Below are 15,106 nucleotides of genomic sequence, written 5' to 3'. Positions count from 1 at the left end.
AGCGGGGCGGTTTGGCTAGGAGCCACTGGAAGCGAAGCCAATGGTTTTGTCCAGCACGCTGGCGTAACGAGCGCCCGCCCTCTCCCCCAGCCCCTCTCCCGCGCGCGGGAGAGGGGAGCACGACAACGCCGAGCCGGCTTTGTCGCCAAGCCGAGCCGACCTATCGAGGTCGGCTTTTTGTTTGCATTCCGCGGCGTTTCAGCCTGCTGCGTTCTCCACTATCTTCCACTGCTCGTCGACCTCCTGCACGCGGCCGTCCTGCACCAGCTTGAGCAGGTGCGCCAGCAGCGAGCGCTTTGCCACCGGGAGCATGCGTTCCGGCACGTCGTCGTAGACGCGCAGGAGCAAGGCATCGATGCCGGTTTCGCCAAGCTCGCGCAGCGCGTTGAGCACCTTTGCCTCGCGCTGCATGCGATGGCGGATCAGGGTGCGGATGGCATCGGCTGGCCGGGGCATCAGGAAGCCGTGGCCGGGCGCGAGCCATTCCAGGTCTTCGTCCTGCAGCGCGGCCAGCGAGGCCAGGTATGCGTGCATGTCGCCGTCGGGTGGATTGATGACGACGGTGGAACCCTGCATCACGTGGTCGCCGGTGAACAAGGTCTTTTCTTGCTCAAGCAGGAAGCAAAGATGATTGGATGCATGTCCCGGCGTGTGAACGACGCGCAGCGTGCAGCCTTCGCCCAGCGCCAGGCGCTCGCCGTGCGCCAGGATGCGCTCGGGCTGGAAGGTCTGGTCCTGGCGTGGCGTTGGCGGCGCGGGGCGGCCCAGCACCGGCGCGCCGGTGGCGGCCTTGAGCCTGGGCGTTGCCGGCGAGTGGTCGATATGGGTGTGGGTGGCCAGGATCCAGCGGATCGGGCCGGGTGCGGCCGCCAGCACGGCGGCCACATGGGCTTCGTCGTCGGGGCCCGGATCGATCACGGCCCATTCGTTGCGCGCGGGGTCCCCCACAAAGTACGTGTTGGTGCCGGGCCCGGTCATCACGCTGCCATTGCCGGCGGTGACGCGCCAGACGCGCTCGGACAGCCGCACCGCGGCGCCGGTCGCCAGCTCATAGCGCGCATGGCCCTGGCCTTGCGGGTCGATGCGCTCGATCTCGGCATAGGCAGGCTCAGAGGGCAGCACGGGCCGCAGGCCGCCACCGCCCTGGGCCAGGCGCGGCATGATGCGCGCAATGTCGCGCAGCTGCGCCGCATGGTCAAAGCAGGCCTGGGCGGTGTCGAAGCGGGCAATCGAGGCTAGCGTGCGCCGCGTCACGGCCACCAGCTTCAGGCCGCGCGCCGGATCGATGGCATCGCTCGGGCGTACCCAGAGATGCTCCACGGCTTCGTCGCCATCGTGCGTGGCGGACTGGCCGGCGGGCGCCACGGCCACGAAAAAGCGTGTGTCGAAGCGCTTGGGCAAGCCGGGTGGCGTCAGCCAGTGGCTGTGATACGCCAGGCGGTCCACCGCCAGGCGCACACCAAGCCGCTCGCAGAGCTGCGCCATGCCCGGGCCGCCGCGCCGCGCGGATTGCCGCAGCCATGCCTGCTGCGTGGCATCCAGCGTGTCCAGCGCGATCAGCTTGCCGCTGGCATCGCTCGCAAACAGCAGGCCGGCTTCCTCGAAACACTCGCGCACGGCTGCCAGGTAGAAATCCAGGCCGCCGTCAGGCAGCTTGAGACGCTTGCTGGCCGCGGCATCGTCCAGGCCGGCGCAGGCATCGTGCAGGGTTCTGTCTTGAGGGTCGAGCGTGCCGCCGGGAAAGACGAAGGCGCCGCTGCTGCGGTCGTCGTTGCGCTCGGGGCGGCGCACCAGCAGCACTTCCATGCCGGCCGCGCCATCGCGCGCGACCAGGATGCTTGCGGCTTGGCGCAGCGAGGGGGATCGTAAAGGAGGGGTGCTTCCGCTCTGTTCTTGTTCGCGCATGTGGGGCGGTTCCTGATGGACTGGCTGGGATCAGGCGACAGTGTAGCGGCATCGCACGGTTATGCCACCGAGGGATAGCGAGACGGTAAGCCGCCCGCGGGGCCGTCCCGCCCTCGCAGGCGGGACGGCAATGGTGCCGCCTACTTCGTGGACGTGTTGTTCATCGCCGCGAATTGTTGCGTGAGGTAGCTGGCGGTGGAGTTCAGCCGGTTGATCATCAGGTCAAGCTGCTGGAACTGCGCCCGATAGCGCGACATCGTGGCGTCGATGCCCGCGGAGGTGCGGGTATAGGCGCTATCGAGGTCCTTCAGGTTGGTGTTGATGCCTTCGGTGGCCGTCGTCAGCGCGCCCTTCGTGGCGCTGAACGACTTCGCCATTTCCGCCAGCTGATTGCCATAGCCGGACTTGCCGTCGACCCCGCTGAACAGCTGCGCCACGCCGGTCCGGTTGCTGGCGAGCGCCTTGTTCAGCTTGGCAGTGTCGAGCCCCATGGAGCCGTCGGCCTTGAACGAGATCCCGATCTGGGTCAGGTTGACCAGGCTGGAGTCGCTGGCGCCGGTTTGCGGCGTGTTGAACACGGAACGCAACTGGTTCTGGATCGTGCGCAGGGTCGCGTCGCCCAGCAGCGGAGACTGGGTGCCCTTGTTGGACTTGTCGAAGGCGGACAGCTTCGCGGCGGTGCTCTGCAGCGTGTTGTAGGCCGTGACAAAGCCCTGCACGGCGCCAGCCATCGTCGCGGTGTCGGTGACGGCGGTCACCGTGCTGTCGCCCTTGCTCAGCAGGTTCAGCGTCAGGCCCGGCGCGGCGCCTTGCACCGAGTTGGTCGGGCTGCTCACGTCGATGCCGTTGATGGTCAGCTTGGCATCGAGGGCCTCGATGTTCTGCTTCATCGCCTTGGTGCCGGCCGGGTCATACGCCAGCAAGCCGGCAATGGTGCTGGGGTCGCCGGCGCCGTTGCTTTCCACCGAGATGCGCATGCTGGACTTGGCGCCCGTGGCGTTGGACGTCAGCACCATGCGGTACGGCGTGCTGCCGCCATCGTTGACGATGCTGGCGGTCACGCCCGAATTGGACGCGTTGATTGCATCGCGGATGCCGGTCAGCGTGTTGTTGGTGCCGTTGATGTTGATCGAGGCGGGCGTGCCGGTGCCGGGCGTGAAGACGGCGCCCTCAGTGGTCCCGAACTCGATCTTGATCTTGGCGCTGCCCAGCAACTGGCCCGTGCTGTCGGTGATGCCGTTGGACACCAGCGTCTGCGATTGCGCCAGTTGCGTCACCTTGACCGCATAGCTGCCCGCCATCGCGGACTTGTCGGCCACGACGCCCAGCACGTTGGTGCTGCTGGACGTGGTGGTGGTGCTGTTGTACAGGCTCGCCGTGCCAAGCGCGCTGGCGGCATTCTGGAACGAAGCCAGCGCCCCTTGCAGCAGACCATAAGCGGAGAGCTTGGTGGTGTGGACGGTGGCCTTCTTGGTCAGGGCGGTGAGCTTGGTCTCTTCCGCCTTTTGCAGATTGTCCAGCAAGGTGCTCAGTTCCAGCTTGGACCCGACACCTATCGAGGAAATAGCCATGGTTGCAATCCCTTAATTGCGTGTTGGAGGAGGTCGGCCCGCCGAAGCGGCCCGGCTAGTCAGGAGAGCCAGTTGCGCGCGGATGCTACGGCCGGCACGCAGGGCTTCCTCGGGCGAAGTACTGATCGATGGCGTCGCCATTGGCGTGCGCTGTATTGCGACAAGCCGATGGTTCCCGGGCAGGAAATCCGGTGCCCGTCGCCTGGCTGTCGCGTCGCCCTTGATGCTGTCGACACGAGGGTAGATACGGGTACGCCGGGACGGCCGTGGGAGGCCACGGGCCATTAAGATGCTGACTTCACCCCGATCGCTGATCTGTCGGCTGTGTGCGCCGATCTTGCCCTCGTTTCGCGCAGAAGAGGTGCGCACCGACCGGGAACCAGGGGGTAATCCCGATCGTGTGCTTCACTCTTCACGTTCGAGATCGTAGCGGCGTGGGTCAGGGTCCAATTGAGAGAATAAGAGGTGAAAGTCCGCGCATATCGCCTGGGTTGGCGCCGCGCCTGGCGCGTTGCCAACGACAGCGAAATCCATCGTCCGGCCTGCAAAAAAAACACTGCGGGACTGGTCATTTGCCATCAAGTTCGAGAGGGAGATGCCGATATGAACCGCAAGGGTTTGCTCGACGCAGCGGCGGTACTGGAAGACCTGGCGGCAGGGCTGCAGCCCGACCCGCAGCGCCTGGCGGCCGGCGCGCAGGCGCTCGAGGCCATGCACGCCGATCACCCGTCGTGGCGCGACATGACCGACGCCGCGTTCGGCCTGCAGGCGCTGGCCGCGGGCGGCGCGCTTGGCCTGGACGCGAAGGGGCGCGCACGCGCGGCCCGCCTGGCGGAGATTATCCGCAGCCTGGTCGATCCTTTATAGGCCGGCTGGCGTCGCTGCCTAAGCCAGCGACAGCACCATGACCGCCGCGCCGATGACGGCAACCAGGTCTTCGATCACCGCCGCCGGCCGGTCCCTGCCAAATATCGCCGCAAGGCGCGCGCGCACAGCCGCGCCGCCGAGCGTGCCGATCACGGCGCCCACGGCGCCAAGAATGGCCCCTCCCACCAGCAAGCCGCCACCCGCCCCGATCGCGGCCCCGCACAGCGCCCCCGAAAGGATGCGCGCGCTGAACTGCTGCGGCACCTTGCGGCTCGGCGTGCCGGGCAGCTTGTCGGTGATGAGTTCCACCGCGGCCAGCACGCTGAAGATCCAGGGCGTGAACCGATAGCCCATGAAGGCAAGCCAGCTGCCCGACAGGTCCAGCAAGCCTGCGTGGACCGCCCAGCTGACGGCGGCGGGTGCCGTCATGGCGCGCAGGCCAGCCACGATGCCGATAAAAAGCGAGAGCAAGTACAGGGTCATGTCGTCTGTTCTCAATCAGGGCTGACAAAGGTGGCACGGCTGACGCGATGAGCTTAAGCCCGTGCCATGCGCGGGCACGTGCGCTAACCCGCATGGCGAGTATGCCAGCGGCGCATGGCGAAGCAAGCGTTTGAGCGAGAAGGCGCAGGCCGGCCCCGAGGCTTGCGCAGCGTCTGCCTGACATGCCGTGCACCGGGAAAACCATTATTTAACACCATATCAAAACTCAATAGTATTTATTGAGTGTATATCAATTGATTGGGTGAGCATTCGTCGTCGAGGCTGCCTGTCAGGAGACCGCACGACCAGACGCAGGCCGATCGCAGCTTGCGGACAAGACCCAATCAAGGAGACGTAATGAACAAAGCACTGGCCATGGCCGCGGCGACACTCGCGGCACTGACCCACGGGCAAGCGCAAGCCCAATCGTCCGTCACGATGTATGGCGTGGTGGATGCGGGCATCGAATACCTGAACCGCGTGCCGAACGCGGCAAAGCAGGGCGACAGCCTCTTGCGCATGACCTCCGGCAATATTGCCGGCAGCCGCTGGGGCATGCGTGGCGTGGAGGATCTCGGTGGCGGCCTCAAGGGTGTGTTCGTGCTCGAAGGCGGCATGGTGCTCGATACCGGATCGTCCTCCCAGGGCGGCCGGATCTTTGGGCGCAAGGCCTATGTCGGCCTCGACAGCAGCACCTATGGCCAGTTCACGCTGGGCCGGCATCACAACCTGATGTTCGACCTGATCATCGCGTTCGATCCCATGTTCTTCGCGCCGAAGTACTCGTCGTTCAGCCACGACAACTGGCTGGCGGGACGCGTGGACAACGCGGCCAAGTACACCGGCAAGTTTGGCGGGCTGACGGTAGCGGCGCTGTACAGCTTCGGGGTGGATTCCACCGTGGCCAATGGCTCGGAAGTGCCGGGCAACAGCCGTGTGGGGCGCGATATGAGCGCCGGCTTTACCTACCAGAGCGGCCGTTTTCGCGTGGGCGGCGCGTACGACCAGCTCAATGGCAGCAGCGCGGCCACGGCCGGCAAGACCGAGCGGCGCTATGTCGGCGCGGCCGCGGTGGATCTGGAAGCGGTCAGCGTCTACGTGGGCTACCGCCGGCTGGCGAGCCAGTTGCTGGCGTCGATGTCGCGCACGGACCTGATGTGGACCGGCGTGAACTGGAACCTGACGCCAGCCGTTGCGCTGACCGGCGCCGTGTACAAGACCAATGACCGCACCTCGGCCAAGGATCCTATCTCCTTTGTGCTGTCGGCCGGCTATCGGTTCTCCAAGCGCACCGACGCCTACCTGACGGCTTCCTACACGAAGAACAAGGGTGGGTCCGCGCTCAGTGCCAACGGCTACGACGGCTCGATCGTGCCTGGCGCCAACCAGCTGGGCGCGGTGGTGGGTCTGCGGCATAGCTTCTGAGCGGCGGCTAGCGCGCTTTTCACCTGGCACTTTCCTGTGCGGCTAACGCCGACACTTGGCGGCTGCCCATCGACTTGACGGTGCAGCCGCTTTCTTTTTGCGCGCATCGTGGGGTGGGTGCAGTGTTGGCGCGAGACAAGGTTTACTATTAATTGACATACAATCAAATAACGCCTAAATTATTGAGACGGTAGCATTTAATCAAAGGAGACGCCGTGATGGAGCAGATCAAGGCACAGGTAACAGCAGGCATGCGTGGCGCATCGTGGGATGCGCGCCTGATGACGCGCCCTTACCAGATGGTCCCGTATGCGCTGGGTACCGCGGATGGCCAGCGCACGCTCGGCTTTCTCTTCACGGCGACCGGCAAGGAAAAGACCGTCGTCTCGGTGATGCACCCCCGCGAGATGGCGATCACGCATTACCTCGTGCCGTTCATCCTCGACGCCGGTTGCGCCTGCTGGGTGCAGGGCCCCCGCTCGATCGGCAACGACCTGCGCCTGGAGCATGAGATCGCGCTGTTCGACGTGGCGGCCGGCATGGCGCACCTGCGCGAGCTGGGCTTTGAGCGCATCGTGCTGCTGGGCAACTCCGGCGGCGCATCGCTCTACACCTTCTACAACCAGCAGGCGCTCACGCCGGCATCGCAGCGCATCGCCAGGACCCCGGGCGGGCGGCCGACCAACCTGGCCGAGCTGCAGATGCCCACCGTCGACGGCATGATCCTGGTGTCGCCGCATCCGGGGCAGGGCAAGCTGCTGATGGCCGGGCTCGATCCTTCCGTTGTCGACGAGAACGATCCGATGCAGACCGATGCCTCGCTCGACCCGTTCTGCGCGGCAAACGGCTTCGACGCCGCCAGCGGGCGCGGCAGCTATGCGCCGGATTTTGTCGCGCGTTATCGTGCCGCGCAGGAAGAGCGGGTCAGGCGGATCGACGAGCATGCCAGGCAGTTGCTGCACATCAAGCAAGACGCCCGCCAGCGCATCAAGGCAGGTGGCGGCACCGATCTGGACCGGCGCGTGGCCGCGCATGCGCCTATCTTCCACGTCTGGCGCACGGACGCCGACCTGCGCTCCTGGGACATCACGCTGGACCCGTCGGACCGCAAGACGGGCTCGCTGTGGGGCGAGGATCCCTTTGTCTCCAACTGGGGCAGCGTTGGCTTTGCCCGCGTGGTAACACCGGAATCCTGGCTGTCGACCTGGTCGGGCCTGACTTCCAATGCGTCGCTGGACAAGACCATCGGCGCGGTGCACCAGCCCACGCTGCTGCTGGAGTACACCGGAGACCAGTGCACGTTCCCCGCCGATATCGAGTCAGTCTACGAGCAGATCGGCAGCACGGAAAAGCGCCATATCCGCGTGCGCGGCAATCACCATGGCATGGCATTGAGCCGCGACGAAGAGCCGGGCCAGCGTATCGCCGGGGCGCACATCGTCGAGTGGCTGCGCGAGCTGATGGTGTAAGGCAAGTCATCCGGCGCGTCGGGCCACGTTCGGCGCGCCAGCAAAAAAACAGACAAGCAAGGGTAGACAGACATGTTGCAATCCCAATCGGTACGGCCCCCGGAGCTACTGGCGGGCGTTAGGTACCCCGACGAAGACCGGCTGCGGCGCTATGTTGCCGAAGGCGTGCTGACACAAGAAACCTTGGTCGGCGCATTTCGCGCGTCGTTCCAGGCCAACGCGGACCGGCTCGCGCTGGTGGGCCCGGAGGGCCGGCTGACCTACCGCGAGCTGGACGAGAAAACCGAGCGCCTTGGCGCCGCGCTGCTGGCGCTGGGCCTGCGGCCGCTGGATCGCGCGGTGTTCCAGTGCGGCAACAGCAACGAGCTGCTGCTGGCATTCTTTGGCTGCCTGAAGGCGGGCATCATTGCGCTTTGCTCGCTGCAGGCGTTCCGCAAGCTGGAGATCGGCTATCTCGGCAATCTTTGCGAAGCGCGCCTGCACGTGGTGCAGGGCGACGATGCCAGGTTCGACGACGTGGCCTTTGCGCAGGAGATGCAGGCGGAAGTGCCGAGCCTTTCCATCATCCTGCAGGCGCGTGGCGAGCGTCGTGGCAGCGCGGTGCTGCTGGCCGACCTGATCGAGGAAATGCCGCTGGCCAGGGCGCGCGAGATCCTGGCGGGCGTCAAGCCCCATCCCTTCCAGGCTGCCGTGTTCCAGCTCTCCGGCGGCACCACGGGCGTGCCCAAGATCATCCCGCGCTTCCAGAACGAATACCTGTACAACATGCGCGCGGTGGCGGCTTGCAATGGCTATACGAAGGACGACGTGCTGTTCTTCCCCACGCCGTACATGCACAACCTCAACATGGGCTGCTTCTTCGGGCCGTTCCTGCTGACCGGCGCCACGTTGACGGTCACCCCGGATCTCAGCGAGGAGAACCTGCGCGGCCTGGTGCGCGACTACCAGCCTACCTGGTTCGGCGTGGCGGGCCCGATCCTGACGCGCATTGCGCCGGAGCTGGCGCAGTCCGATGCCAGCGCACGCTCGCGCAGGAATTTCATCGCGACGAAGAACGCCGCCGGCCTCACGCGGCTGACCGGCTCGCCCACGCACCACATTTTCGGCATGACCGAAGGCGTGATCATGTTCGCCCGCAAGCACGACCCGCAAGAGATCCGCGACACCTCCGTCGGCAGTCCGGTGTCCACGCATGACGAGGTCAAGCTCGTGTACCCCGGCACGGAGGATCCCGTGGCCGACGGCGAGCCCGGCGAGGCCCTGTTCCGCGGGCCTTACACCATCCGCGGCTACTACAAGTCCGAGCAGGAAGACGTGACCCGCTTTACCGCGGACGGCTTCTACCGCTCCGGCGACCTGATGACCTCGCGCGTGGTGGATGGCAAGCGCTACTACTTTTTCTGCGGCCGCATCAAGGATGTGGTGGACCGCGGCGGTGAGAAGATCAACGCCGAGGAACTGGAAAACGTCATCAACCTGCACCCGGGCGTGCTGGCCTCGGCCGTGGTGGGCATGCCGGATCGCGTCTATGGCGAGCGCGTGTGCGCCTTCGTCATTCCCGAGCCGCCGGCAACCGATCTCACGTTGGCGCAACTGACCCAATACCTGCAGGAAGCCGGGCTGGCCAAGTTCAAGTGGCCCGAACGGCTGGAAGTCATCCGAGAGTTCCCGCTGACCGCATCCGGCAAGCTCAGCAAGGTGCTGCTGCGCCAGCAGATCATCCAGTTGCTCGAGGCCGAGACGGCCGGCAACACCGTAACCGAAGGGAAGTGAAATGACCGAAGCGAAACACCTTGTCGGCGTGCCGTCCGTGCAACTGCACGGCGTGCACCACACCGCGCGTCCCACCTGGAAGCTGGCCGAGACCGTGCATTTCTACCGCGACCTGCTCGGCCTGCCGCTGGTCCACGCCATTTCGGCCAAGGGCTGGGGCCCGGACAACCATGCGGACTTCCTGCACTTCTTCTTCGACAGCGGCAACAGCAGCACCATTGCCTTCTTCTACTACATCGGCACCGAGCGGCCGGACTGGCTGGCGGTACGCGAGCACTACCAGGACCGCGCCACGCACACCGCCTGGCGCGTGCGGGACGAAGCGGAGCTGCTGGCATGGCGCCAGCGCGTGGAGGCGGTCGGCATTCCGGTGCGCTACCAGATCCGCCACGAGGTCATCGAGTCGATCTACTTCAACGATCCCAACGGCTATCCGATCGAGATCACCTGGCAGCTGCGCCCGTTCAGCGAGGCCGATGCGCTTGACGCCAGGCTGACCATCGAGGCCGCCATGGCGCTGGAGAAAGCCGCCGACGCCGCCACGGCCTTTACTTCCATCGAACCCGTCTGGCAGGCCAAGGCCGCGCAGATCGGCACGGCGCCGGAGCAGGCCGGCCGCGCATCGGTCTATGTGCTGGACGTGCCGGAATTCGCCGCGCTGATCGACGTGGCGCGCACCACCGAAGGCTATGCCACCACGCCGCTGCCAAACGGCTATGTGCGCATCGACGGCAATCCGCAGATCCACTTCCGGCGCAAGGCGCTCGGCTTCAAGCCGGCAGTCTGGTACGGCGCGCTGACCGGCGGCCTGGCCGGGCGCATCGTCCAGTTCGACATGGACGCGCTGGTGATTTCCCCGGGGGAGGCGCAATGAAAGCCGCCATGAAGGCCGCCATGAAAGTCGCCATCATCGGAGGCGGCCCCTCGGGGCTCTTCCTCTCCATCCTGCTCAAGGAGCGGCTGGCGTCGGTGGAGATCGACATCTACGAGCAAAACCCGGAGAACGCCACCTTTGGCTTCGGCGTGGTGCTGGCCGACACCGGGCTGTCCAACCTGCGCGCTGCCTCGCCGGCAGTGGTTGACGAACTCGCCAAGGCGATGCGCTTCAGCGACCAGCACACCATCGTGAGCCATGAGGCCCCGATCACCATGAAGCGTCCCGGCGCGGGCGGCGGCGCGATTCCGCGCATCCAGTTGCTGTCGGTGCTGCAGGCGCGAGCCCGCGAGCTGGGTGTGCGGGTGACGTACAACCAGCGGATCAGCGACTTCTCGGCCATCGACGCCGACCTGGTCGTGGGCGCGGACGGCGTCAACTCGCTGCTGCGGGCGTCCAACGAGGAGGGCTTTGGCACCACGCGCCGCAACCTGACCAACCACTTTGCCTGGTACGGCGTGGAGAAGGCGTTCCCCAACCCGGCCCTGGTGTTCCGGCAGTACAAGGGTGGCTATTTTGTAGCGCACTACTACCCGTACTCGGACTCCATGAGCACCTTCGTGGCCGAGTGCGATCACCAGACCTGGCAGGAATTCGCCATGGACGCGATGTCCAACGAGGCGCGCCAGGCCTTGTTCGAGATGGTGTTCGCCGCGGAGCTGGGTGGCTACAAGCTGGTCTCCAATCACTCGAACTGGCGCCAGTTCCCGGTCGTGGTCAACCGGACCTGGCACGTTGGCAACCAGGTGCTGATTGGCGATGCGCTGACCAGCGCCCACTTCTCGATCGGCTCGGGCACCCGCATCGCCATGGAAGACGCGATCGCGCTGGCCGAGGCCATCGTGGCGTTCCCCGATGACGTGCCGGTGGCCCTGCAGCGCTACGACGACGTGCGCCGCCCGCAGAAGGCCAAGCTGATCCAAGCGTCGGAGGCTTCGTACAACTGGTATGAGCGCATCCGCGAGTGGATGAACGTGGCGACGCCGCATGAGTTCGTCTACCGCTTCATGACCCGCACCGGTCGCGTGGATGTGATCCGGCTGCGCGAGCAGTATCCCATCCTGATCGCCGAACTGGCGGCCGCGGGCGTCTCCGATCTCACCACACCGCAGCCATGATGCGCGCCACCGAGTATGTGCTCAGCGAGCAGCCCTTCGTGGTCCGCCGTACGGTGCGCTGGGGCGATTGTGATCCCGCCGGCGTGGTGTACACCGGCCGCTTCACCGACTACCTGCTGGGCGCGGTCGGCCTGTTTGCCGACCACATGGCCGGCGGAGCAGGGCGGCTGGGCGAGGCGCATGGCGTGGGCACGCCGTGCAAGGCGATGCGCTTTGAGTTCATCGGCACGCTGTGGCCGGACGATGTGATCGACATCGAGTGCTTTGTCGAAGCCATCCGCACGCGCGCCTATGACATCCGCTGCATCGCCCGCCGCCCCGACGGCGCGCCGGTGTTCGATGCCATGTTCTCCCCGATCTGCGTGCGGCTGGACGCGCGCGTGGGCACGCCCATCCCGGATTCCCTGCGCGCCGCGCTCAGCGTTTTTCTGCGCAAGCCGGCCACCGTCCCCGCCCGGACCGAGCCTCAGACCTAAAGCGAACCCAAGATGAATTACCGAATTGGCCAGATTGTCCCCAGCTCCAACATCACCATGGAGCGCGAAGTGCCGGCCGTCTTCGCCGGGCGCATGCAGCAACTGCCGGAGCGTTTCTCCTTTCATTCAAGCCGCGTGCGCATGCACCGCGTGGTGGCGGAGGAACTGGAGCGCATGAACCGCGACATGGGCCGCTGCGCGCTGGAACTCGCCGACGCGCGCGTGGACGTGATGAGCACCGCCTGCCTGGTGGCCACGATGTGCATGGGCCGTGGCTACCACCGGCAAGTGATCGAAGACCTGAACGCGGCCATTGCCGACGCGCCTTACCGGCCCGCGATCATGACCTCGGCTGGCGCGCTGGTCGAGGAGCTGAAGGACTTTGGCGCCAGGCGCATCTCGCTGATGGCGCCCTACAGCGACGCGCTGACGCGCACCGTGGTCGAATACATCGAGAGCGAGGGCATCGAGGTCAAGGATGCGATCAATTTCTCGATCCTCGACAACCTGGAAGTCGGCGAGCGCGACCCGCTGCAGTTGCTGCAGGACATGAAGCGCCTGGACACCGTCGGCGTGGACACGGTGGTGCTGTCCGCGTGCGTGCAGATGCCGTCTTTCACCGCGATCGAGCGCGCGCAGCTGGCGCTGGGCGTGCCTGTCACCTCGACGGCCATCTGCACGGCGCGGCAGATGCTGCGGCGCCTGGGCCTCGATGCGGTGGCGCCGGGTGCCGGCGCGTATCTCGGCAGCACGACCGGGCTGGCGTAGGCAACGAGCGCAACGAAAGCACAACGAAGGCGCAACGAAAGGGCCATCAGCGCCCGAGGAGACAACATGATTCAGGAAGCCCATCGCGCACCGTGCCCCGCCGGAAGGTGGACCTATATCACGGTAGTGCTAGGCGCGGCGCTCGGCATGCTGGCCGGCTATGCGCCGCTGTTCAACGCGACCGCCGGCGTGTTCGTGCGGCCGCTGGCCACCGAGTTCGGCTGGGGCCGCTCGGAGGCGTCGCTGTCCTACGCGGCCTCGATGTTCGGGCTGGCAGTGGTGAGCCCGCTCGTGGGCACCATGATGGACCGCTATGGCGTGCGGCGCGTGATCGCCGTGTCCGCGGTGGTCTTCGGCATTGCCACCGCCTGCATGGCGCTGCAGAACGGCAGCAAGGCCATGTGGGTCGGCTTGTCGGTGGTGGTTGGCGTGTTCGGCGCGGCCACGTCGGTGCTCGGCTATCTCGCCGTGCTGCCGCAGTGGTTCGACCGCCGTCTTGGCCTCGCACTTGGCGTGGCCATGTGCGGCCTGGGGGCGGGCACCGTGCTGATGCCCGCCACGGCGCAGTATCTTGTGACCGGATACGGCTGGCGCACTGCCTATGTTGTGCTCGGCGCGGGATCGATCGCCTTGTCCTTGCTGGCATGCTCGCTGTTGCGTGAGCGCAAGACGGCCGGACGGGCGCAGGGCGCCGCTCGTGGCCAGGCCGTGGATGGCGTCCCGTTTGTTGAAGCACTGCGCAGCTATCGCCTGTGGGCCATCTGGGCGGTATTCGTGCTGGCGTCCTCCGCCACGCTGTCGCTAGGTCCCCATCTGCCGGCGATGTTCGCCGACCGCGGCTTCAGCCCGGCGGATGCGGCGCGCAGCGCCTCGATGGTGGGCATCGGCCTGCTGATCGGCCGTATCCTGACCGGGGTGCTGATCGACCGGATCCACGCCCCGTTCGTCGCCTGCGTGTTCTTTGGCGGTGGCGCGCTGGGCATCTTCCTGCTGCGCTCGGCGCATGACTACCAGGCATTGCTGCTCGCCACCACGCTGATCGGCCTCACCATCGGCGCGGAGGGTGATCTGATCTCCTACCTGGTGCGTTCCTACTTCGGCTTGCGATCCTTTGGCGCCTTGTTTGGCATTGCGTTCTCGGGCTACGGATTTGGCGCGGTGATCGGCCCGATCGGGCTTGGCGCCTGGTTCGACCGCCACGGCAGCTACGATGCGCCGCTGCTGGTACTGTGCTGCATGTTGCTGCTGGCCGGCGCGCTGACGCTTTCCCTTGGCCGGTACCGGCGTGCGGGCGATCTACCGGCCGTGGCACCGGCAGCCGCCAGCGCATGAGCACGGGCTTGGGGCCAGGCCGGGACCGTTGACGGGTAGAATTAGCACTGGCGCAATTATCAAGCCGCGCCATCTGCACCGATCTGCCACCGACCTATGCCAGCCGCCAAGAAAATCGCCACCGTAGCCGAAAGCCCTCCCGCCACGCCGCGCCGCCGGGGCCGTCCGCCCAAGACGGACTCGCCCATCGGCGCGGAGGCCACGCTGAGCCGGTTCGCCATCCTGCAGCGCGCCATCGAGCTGACCAAGACCATGCCGCTGGACCAGATCTCCATGGTCCAGCTGGCCAAGGATTTCGGCGTGGCACCCGGGCTGATCCACTATTACCTTGGCGGGCGGGATCAACTGGTTTCCGGCGTGCTGAATGACTACTACCGGCAGCGGCTGGCCCGGCTCTCGTCGCTTACCGGAGACTGGCGCCACGACGTGGAGTCCTTCGCGCGGCTGAGCTTCCAGGTGGCGATCGAAAACCCCGGCGTGAGCATCTATGTGGCCTCGCACAACCGCTTCCGGCTGTTCCAGGACGTGCAGCCGGGCGAGACCGACTACGGGATGGAGTTCTTCAACCGGATGACGTCGGCCCTCATGCAGGGCGGATTCAATGCGGACCAGGTCGCGCTTGGCTACCATCTGCTGGCGCAATACCTTGTGTCCGCCAGCATGGCGGAAGCCTCCCGCCAGTTGCCGGTCCACCACCAGCGTTTTATCGAGAGCAAGCTGGATGCCGTGTCGCCGCTGCAGTATCCCGGCGCCCGATTTGTCAGCAAGTCATTCTCGCGCCTGAGTTCGGAGATTGCGTTCGAGGAAGGGCTGCGCATTACGCTGGATGGCATCGAGGGCTGGAAGCGGGGCGCGGGCCTTGCCGCCGCCCCCGTGGCCAGCCCCAGCGCCGCCGCGCCGCGCAAGCCCCGCGCCAGGAAAGCCTGATTCTGATGCCCTCGTTCCGCCTGCCTTTCGTGACGGCGAGCCGCATTGCGTCTCGCCG

General features: G+C 66.2%; 13 protein-coding genes. 10 read left to right on the top strand and 3 right to left on the bottom strand.

Annotated features, from left to right (window positions below):
* Positions 1-198: 198 nt before the first annotated feature.
* Together ACYP5B_RS41145 and fliD are read right to left on the bottom strand one after the other, a co-directional pair.
* Entirely contained in the window at positions 199-1,905 is a 1,707-nt protein-coding gene (locus ACYP5B_RS41145; protein WP_459573466.1) for an MBL fold metallo-hydrolase, read from the bottom strand.
* Positions 1,906-2,045: 140 nt separating this feature from the next.
* On the bottom strand, positions 2,046-3,476 hold the full coding sequence (gene fliD / locus ACYP5B_RS41140) for a flagellar filament capping protein FliD (RefSeq protein ID WP_267602307.1): 1,431 nt from the start codon (positions 3,474-3,476) through the stop codon (positions 2,046-2,048).
* A gap of 603 nt (positions 3,477-4,079) precedes the next feature.
* On the opposite strand from fliD, the gene ACYP5B_RS41135 reads away from it, so the two are divergent.
* A complete protein-coding gene (locus ACYP5B_RS41135) occupies positions 4,080-4,343 on the top strand; it encodes a hypothetical protein (protein WP_459573465.1) in 264 nt (87 codons plus the stop codon).
* Between the two features lie 18 nt (positions 4,344-4,361).
* Here the strand turns inward: ACYP5B_RS41135 and ACYP5B_RS41130 are convergent, their stop codons facing one another.
* Positions 4,362-4,826 (bottom strand): DUF4126 domain-containing protein, encoded by a 465-nt coding sequence (locus tag ACYP5B_RS41130; protein WP_318233503.1) that lies wholly within the window; start codon positions 4,824-4,826, stop codon positions 4,362-4,364.
* 357 nt (positions 4,827-5,183) lie between these two features.
* Between ACYP5B_RS41130 and ACYP5B_RS41125 the strand changes: the two genes are divergently transcribed.
* The 9 genes from ACYP5B_RS41125 to ACYP5B_RS41085 all read left to right on the top strand — a co-directional run bounded on the left by ACYP5B_RS41125 (position 5,184) and on the right by ACYP5B_RS41085 (position 15,048).
* Positions 5,184-6,251, top strand: coding sequence for a porin (locus tag ACYP5B_RS41125; RefSeq protein WP_459573464.1), 1,068 nt, complete (start codon positions 5,184-5,186; stop codon positions 6,249-6,251).
* Positions 6,252-6,532: 281 nt separating this feature from the next.
* Positions 6,533-7,720 (top strand): alpha/beta fold hydrolase, encoded by a 1,188-nt coding sequence (locus tag ACYP5B_RS41120; RefSeq protein WP_459573566.1) that lies wholly within the window; start codon positions 6,533-6,535, stop codon positions 7,718-7,720.
* A gap of 72 nt (positions 7,721-7,792) precedes the next feature.
* Positions 7,793-9,493: an AMP-binding protein gene (locus ACYP5B_RS41115; protein ID WP_459573463.1), complete on the top strand. Its 1,701-nt coding sequence runs from the start codon at positions 7,793-7,795 to the stop codon at positions 9,491-9,493.
* A 1-nt stretch (position 9,494) separates the two neighbouring features.
* Entirely contained in the window at positions 9,495-10,367 is an 873-nt protein-coding gene (locus tag ACYP5B_RS41110) for a VOC family protein (protein WP_318233499.1), read from the top strand.
* Between the two features lie 20 nt (positions 10,368-10,387).
* Complete coding sequence (locus ACYP5B_RS41105; protein WP_459573565.1) at positions 10,388-11,545, top strand: FAD-dependent monooxygenase; 1,158 nt, start codon at positions 10,388-10,390, stop codon at positions 11,543-11,545.
* Positions 11,542-12,021, top strand: a complete 480-nt coding sequence (locus ACYP5B_RS41100; protein WP_400096014.1) for a thioesterase family protein — start codon at positions 11,542-11,544, stop codon at positions 12,019-12,021. The genes ACYP5B_RS41105 and ACYP5B_RS41100 overlap by 4 nt, the downstream gene beginning before the upstream one ends.
* A gap of 12 nt (positions 12,022-12,033) precedes the next feature.
* A complete protein-coding gene (locus ACYP5B_RS41095) occupies positions 12,034-12,789 on the top strand; it encodes a maleate cis-trans isomerase family protein (RefSeq protein WP_459573462.1) in 756 nt (251 codons plus the stop codon).
* Positions 12,790-12,855: 66 nt separating this feature from the next.
* Complete coding sequence (locus ACYP5B_RS41090; protein ID WP_459573461.1) at positions 12,856-14,121, top strand: MFS transporter; 1,266 nt, start codon at positions 12,856-12,858, stop codon at positions 14,119-14,121.
* A gap of 96 nt (positions 14,122-14,217) precedes the next feature.
* Complete coding sequence (locus ACYP5B_RS41085; protein WP_267602315.1) at positions 14,218-15,048, top strand: TetR/AcrR family transcriptional regulator; 831 nt, start codon at positions 14,218-14,220, stop codon at positions 15,046-15,048.
* The last annotated feature ends 58 nt before the right edge of the window (positions 15,049-15,106 follow it).

It is taken from the genome of Cupriavidus sp. 8B, from assembly GCF_054589115.1.
Note: the sequence above shows the minus strand (reverse complement) of the source record. Positions and strands in the feature narration are given on the sequence as shown.

Excerpts from the sequence above, each read along its gene's own strand:
- ACYP5B_RS41145 (WP_459573466.1), bottom strand. The coding sequence starts at position 1,905 with ATGCGCGAACAAGAACAGAGCGGAAGCACCCCTCCTTTACGATCCCCC.
- ACYP5B_RS41095 (WP_459573462.1), top strand. The coding sequence starts at position 12,034 with ATGAATTACCGAATTGGCCAGATTGTCCCCAGCTCCAACATCACCATG.
- ACYP5B_RS41135 (WP_459573465.1), top strand. The coding sequence starts at position 4,080 with ATGAACCGCAAGGGTTTGCTCGACGCAGCGGCGGTACTGGAAGACCTG.
- ACYP5B_RS41110 (WP_318233499.1), top strand. The coding sequence starts at position 9,495 with ATGACCGAAGCGAAACACCTTGTCGGCGTGCCGTCCGTGCAACTGCAC.
- ACYP5B_RS41090 (WP_459573461.1), top strand. The coding sequence starts at position 12,856 with ATGATTCAGGAAGCCCATCGCGCACCGTGCCCCGCCGGAAGGTGGACC.
- fliD (WP_267602307.1), bottom strand. The coding sequence starts at position 3,476 with ATGGCTATTTCCTCGATAGGTGTCGGGTCCAAGCTGGAACTGAGCACC.
- ACYP5B_RS41115 (WP_459573463.1), top strand. The coding sequence starts at position 7,793 with ATGTTGCAATCCCAATCGGTACGGCCCCCGGAGCTACTGGCGGGCGTT.
- ACYP5B_RS41105 (WP_459573565.1), top strand. The coding sequence starts at position 10,388 with ATGAAAGTCGCCATCATCGGAGGCGGCCCCTCGGGGCTCTTCCTCTCC.
- ACYP5B_RS41120 (WP_459573566.1), top strand. The coding sequence starts at position 6,533 with ATGACGCGCCCTTACCAGATGGTCCCGTATGCGCTGGGTACCGCGGAT.
- ACYP5B_RS41125 (WP_459573464.1), top strand. The coding sequence starts at position 5,184 with ATGAACAAAGCACTGGCCATGGCCGCGGCGACACTCGCGGCACTGACC.
- ACYP5B_RS41100 (WP_400096014.1), top strand. The coding sequence starts at position 11,542 with ATGATGCGCGCCACCGAGTATGTGCTCAGCGAGCAGCCCTTCGTGGTC.
- ACYP5B_RS41130 (WP_318233503.1), bottom strand. The coding sequence starts at position 4,826 with ATGACCCTGTACTTGCTCTCGCTTTTTATCGGCATCGTGGCTGGCCTG.
- ACYP5B_RS41085 (WP_267602315.1), top strand. The coding sequence starts at position 14,218 with ATGCCAGCCGCCAAGAAAATCGCCACCGTAGCCGAAAGCCCTCCCGCC.